The organism is Xanthomonas hortorum (assembly GCF_040279205.1).
Taxonomy (GTDB): Bacteria; Pseudomonadota; Gammaproteobacteria; order Xanthomonadales; family Xanthomonadaceae; genus Xanthomonas; species Xanthomonas hortorum_F.
Genome location: NZ_JBEOLS010000109.1, coordinates 1 through 3,989, shown reverse-complemented (window position 1 = coordinate 3,989; position 3,989 = coordinate 1). Strand labels below are relative to the sequence as shown.

Genomic DNA, 3,989 nt, shown 5'->3' with positions numbered 1-3,989 from the left:
ATCCAACTGCGCGCGATGTCCAGACAACACATACAAGACATCAACGCCACGGTCTAGCGCGGCCAGTAGATACGCTCCACCGGGCAGGTTGATGTCTTTCTCGAAGTTCAGTTGCGCATAGCGCGAGACGCCCAGTTGGGTCGCCATCTCGTCCTGCGTCAGGCCGAACCGCTTCCGCTCATCCTTCAGGCGTTTCCCTACAGACATACAGGCATTTCCTTACTTGACAATGTTTAGTTAAGTCCACAAAATTCCCAAAAGGAAACGGAACCGCCACATGCCCCGCAAGAGTCAAATGCAGCAATTCACGCCCCGCAGCCCGGACCAGGCGCGCAAGTGGCTTGAAGCGAATGGCATCACGGTCTCGGCATTCGCCCGGCAGCACGACGTGGATCGGTCGGTCGTACATGACCTACTCCGCGGCCGTTCTCAAGGCAAATACGGCGAGTCCCACAAGGCGGCAATCGCCCTAGGCATCAAGGCACCACCCAATAGTGCCACAGAAATCCCAACCGCCAAGAGCCCAAGGGGGTGAGCGTGTTCGGCCGGAAAAAAATCGTCTTTAGCTGCGAAGCTTGCAGTGCAAGGCTTATCAAACGCACAAGCTTCCTCGCTCACAAATTCCTTCGGCATGACTCCTATGTGTGCGAGAACCCGATGTGCGGTGCGACCTACACCGGCCATTCGGAGTTGACAGGCATCGCCAGCCCAAGCGGCGTGCCCACTTCTCACAGCGAGCTTCCACCGACACCGGCTTATGAGCGCGCCCAGGCTTTGCAGGCCTACCGCGAGTCGCTTGGCGACCGGCAGCTGGATCTAATTACTGCCGGCGGCGAGCCGTTCTTCCCTCACATCTGAGGCACCCCTAATGCGAAAGACCCTTGATTGGGCGGCATTGCCGCCCACGGCGAAGCTTTGCCTGGAAGTTGCGCTCATCCACGGCGGCCTAGTGAAGACCGAGCACGGCTACATCGGCCGCACTACGCCTGCACAGAACGCGCAGCGCTTCGGTGCGGTCGTGGTGGCCACCCTCATGCGCGAAGGACTTGCAACGTCTGACAGCGCCAATGAGGGCCTTGTCGTGCTGACCGAATTCGCTGTCGTCCAGTTCCCTCTCCACCACACAAAGACTGAGGTCGGCTCGTGATGCATGCCAACAGCTGGTTCACCGCTCAGGAGCCGCGATTCGTGGATGCGGCGAGTAACGTCCCGCAGCGCACAGCGCCGCACGCCAAGCACGAAGAGGCTCGCCTGCTCGCTGCCGCCGTTGATGCGCACCGTCGTGCCGGCGGCGCTTATGTCGTGATCGACAACGCCCCATCTCCGCTTGCGCCCCAGCGCCGGCTCGGCGTTTAAGGAAGCTTGATGCAAGAGGATCTGCGACAACAGGTGCTGTCCCGATTAGAACGGGATTACGGACTCAAGCACCGTAGCGGTACTGAGTACATGCGCGGCGGCAAATGCCCGTCGTGCAGCAAGAAAGAGCTCTACACCAACCATCTCAAACCATGGGTGGTGAAGTGCGGCCGCCAATCCAAGTGCGGGCGCGAGCTTCACGTCAAGGATCTATACGACGACCTGTTCGACGACTGGTCCAAGCGCTTCCAGCCAACGCCTGCGGCTCCCAATGCTGCGGCCGACGCATACCTGCAGTTCTCGCGTGGTTTCGACCTGGCGCCGCTGAAAGGTCTCTACACCCAGGACAGCCACTACGATCGCAAGATCAGCGCCGGCACCGCAACCGTGCGCTTTGCGCTGTTCAAGGGCGGCTGGTGGGAGCGCCTGATCGATCGCCCGCACCGCTTCGGCAAGCAGAAGGCGCGCTTTGCGCCAGGCCAGAGCTATGCGGGTGTGTGGTGGGCGGCGCCTGCCGCGCTGACAGCCATGCAAACGGCGCGGGAGGTGTGGATCGTAGAGGGCATCTTTGACGCGATCGCGCTCCTGCAGCACGGCGTGTGCGCGGTATCGGCCATGTCTTCCAACGCATTCCCAGAAGAATCGCTGCGCGAGCTGTCCAAGGCACGCATGGCCGATCTTCCGACGCTTGTGTGGGCACTGGACAACGAGCCAGGCGCCCGTGCGTACACGCACAAGCACATCAAGCGCGCAGCGGCGCTGGGCTTCGACTCGCGGGTCGCGCAGATCGTCCAGCGCGACGGCAAGAAGACCGACTGGAACGACCTGCATCTGCGCGCTATCGCGTCGGACGATCCCAAGCAGTGGGACAACGACGTCAAGGAAGCCCGCTACCAGGGCGACCTGCTCGTGGCCCGCTCGGCGGTAGACAAAGGCCTGCTGATGTTCGAGCACGACGGCCGTAACGACTTCTGGCTGGAGTACCGCTCTCGCCTGTACTGGTTCGATTTCGATACGCAGCGCTTCGACAAGTTGCGCAAGGAGAAGCTGGGCGACATCGATGCCGACGACGGCGACGAGGTCGCGGCCGAGGATCTAAAGAAGATCAAGCGCGCCGCGTGCTCCGTCCAGAAGATCGCCAACTGCTACCCGGAAGCCCTGTATTTCCAGCGCCAAGAGGTCACCGACGAAAGCTGGTACTACTTCCGCGTCGATTTTCCGCACGACGGGCCAAGCGTGAAGGGCACCTTTACTGGTGGTCATGTCGCCAGCGCGTCCGAGTTCAAGAAGCGCCTTATCTCCCTGGCCGCCGGCGCCATGTTCACCGGTACCGGCCACCAGCTGGATCGCCTGATCGAGGAGCAAACCGAGGCGATCAAGACGGTCGACGCAATCGACTTTGTGGGCTACAGCAAGGAACATCGCGCTTACCTGCTCGGCGATATGGCCGTGCGCGACGGCGAGCTGGTGACGGCCAACGAGGAGGACTACTTCGAGTTCGACAAGCTGCGCCTGAAGACCACGCAGAAGTCGATCCGATTGGAGATCCAACGCGACGCCGAGGCGTTCCGCACAGATTGGCTACCGTGGCTCTGGCGGTGCTTCGGCACGCACGGCATGGTCGCCATGACGTTCTGGTTTGGCTCGTTGTTCGCCGAGCAGATCCGCGCCGGGCACAAGAGTTTTCCGTTCCTTGAAGCCACCGGTGAGGCCGGCGCCGGCAAGACCACGCTGCTGACGTTCCTGTGGAAGCTGCTGGGCCGCTCGGACTACGAGGGCTTCGACCCGGCCAAGTCGTCCAAGGCCGGCCGTGCACGCGCCATGGGCCAGGTGTCCGGCATGCCCGTCGTCCTGTTGGAGGCTGATCGCAGTGAGCCAGACAAAGCGCATTCCAAGACGTTCGAGTGGGATGAGCTGAAGGACTTCTTCGGAGGCGGCACCCTGGCAACACGCGGCGTGCGCAATGGCGGCAATGAGACCTACGAGCCTCCGTTTCGCGGCACGATCGTGATCACCCAAAACGCAGCCGTGGACGCTAGCGAAGCAATCCTGACGCGTATCGTCAAACTGCATTTCAAGCGCCCTCAAGTCACCACCGAAAGCCGTATTGCGGCCGACAACCTCAATGCGCTGCAGGTCGAAGAGGTGAGCCATTTCCTCGTGCGTGCCATTCGCCAGGAGCGCGCAATCCTCGATCTGTTCGCTGAGCGGGTGAAGGTCTTTGAGGCCAAGCTTCGCGCTCAGCAGGATCTACGCCTTGAACGCGTCATCAAGAACCACGCGCAGATGCTGGCGCTATTCGACTGTCTGCGCCTGGTTGTCGCCCTACCTGACGACATGGTCGAGCAGACGCGGCTCGCGTTGTTGGACATGGCCCTGGAACGACAGAAGGCGATCAGCGCGGACCACGCGATGGTCAACGAATTCTGGGAAGTCTACGAGTACCTCGAAGCCACCGGCCACGGGAAAGCCATCGTCAACCACAGCCGCGACGCGCAGCGTATTGCGATCAACCTCAACCACTTCGCTGCACGGGCTGCGCAGTTCAGCCAAGCCGTGCCCGATCTCAAGGTGCTGCGTGCGCTGCTCGGGGACTCGCGCCGGCACAAATTCATCGGCGCGAACGTGGCCGT

General features: G+C 61.7%; 6 protein-coding genes. 5 read left to right on the top strand and 1 reads right to left on the bottom strand.

Going from position 1 to position 3,989, the window contains the following annotated elements; translation table 11 throughout:
- The coding region (locus tag ABS769_RS22190; RefSeq protein WP_350498293.1) for a helix-turn-helix domain-containing protein at positions 1 to 207 on the bottom strand (207 nt) is incomplete at its 3' end.
- Between the two features lie 70 nt (positions 208 to 277).
- Between ABS769_RS22190 and ABS769_RS22185 the strand changes: the two genes are divergently transcribed.
- The 5 genes from ABS769_RS22185 to ABS769_RS22165 form a co-directional block, all read left to right on the top strand.
- On the top strand, positions 278 to 535 hold the full coding sequence (locus tag ABS769_RS22185; RefSeq protein ID WP_350498292.1) for a DNA-binding protein: 258 nt from the start codon (positions 278 to 280) through the stop codon (positions 533 to 535).
- Positions 536 to 537: 2 nt separating this feature from the next.
- Positions 538 to 858, top strand: coding sequence for an ogr/Delta-like zinc finger family protein (locus ABS769_RS22180; RefSeq protein ID WP_317061381.1), 321 nt, complete (start codon positions 538 to 540; stop codon positions 856 to 858).
- Between the two features lie 10 nt (positions 859 to 868).
- A complete protein-coding gene (locus ABS769_RS22175; RefSeq protein WP_317061329.1) occupies positions 869 to 1,147 on the top strand; it encodes a hypothetical protein in 279 nt (92 codons plus the stop codon).
- A complete protein-coding gene (locus ABS769_RS22170; RefSeq protein WP_317061330.1) occupies positions 1,144 to 1,356 on the top strand; it encodes a hypothetical protein in 213 nt (70 codons plus the stop codon). The genes ABS769_RS22175 and ABS769_RS22170 overlap by 4 nt, the downstream gene beginning before the upstream one ends.
- Before the next feature lie 9 nt (positions 1,357 to 1,365).
- Positions 1,366 to 3,989 (top strand): toprim domain-containing protein (locus ABS769_RS22165; protein ID WP_350498291.1); only part of this gene is annotated, 2,624 nt, incomplete at its 3' end.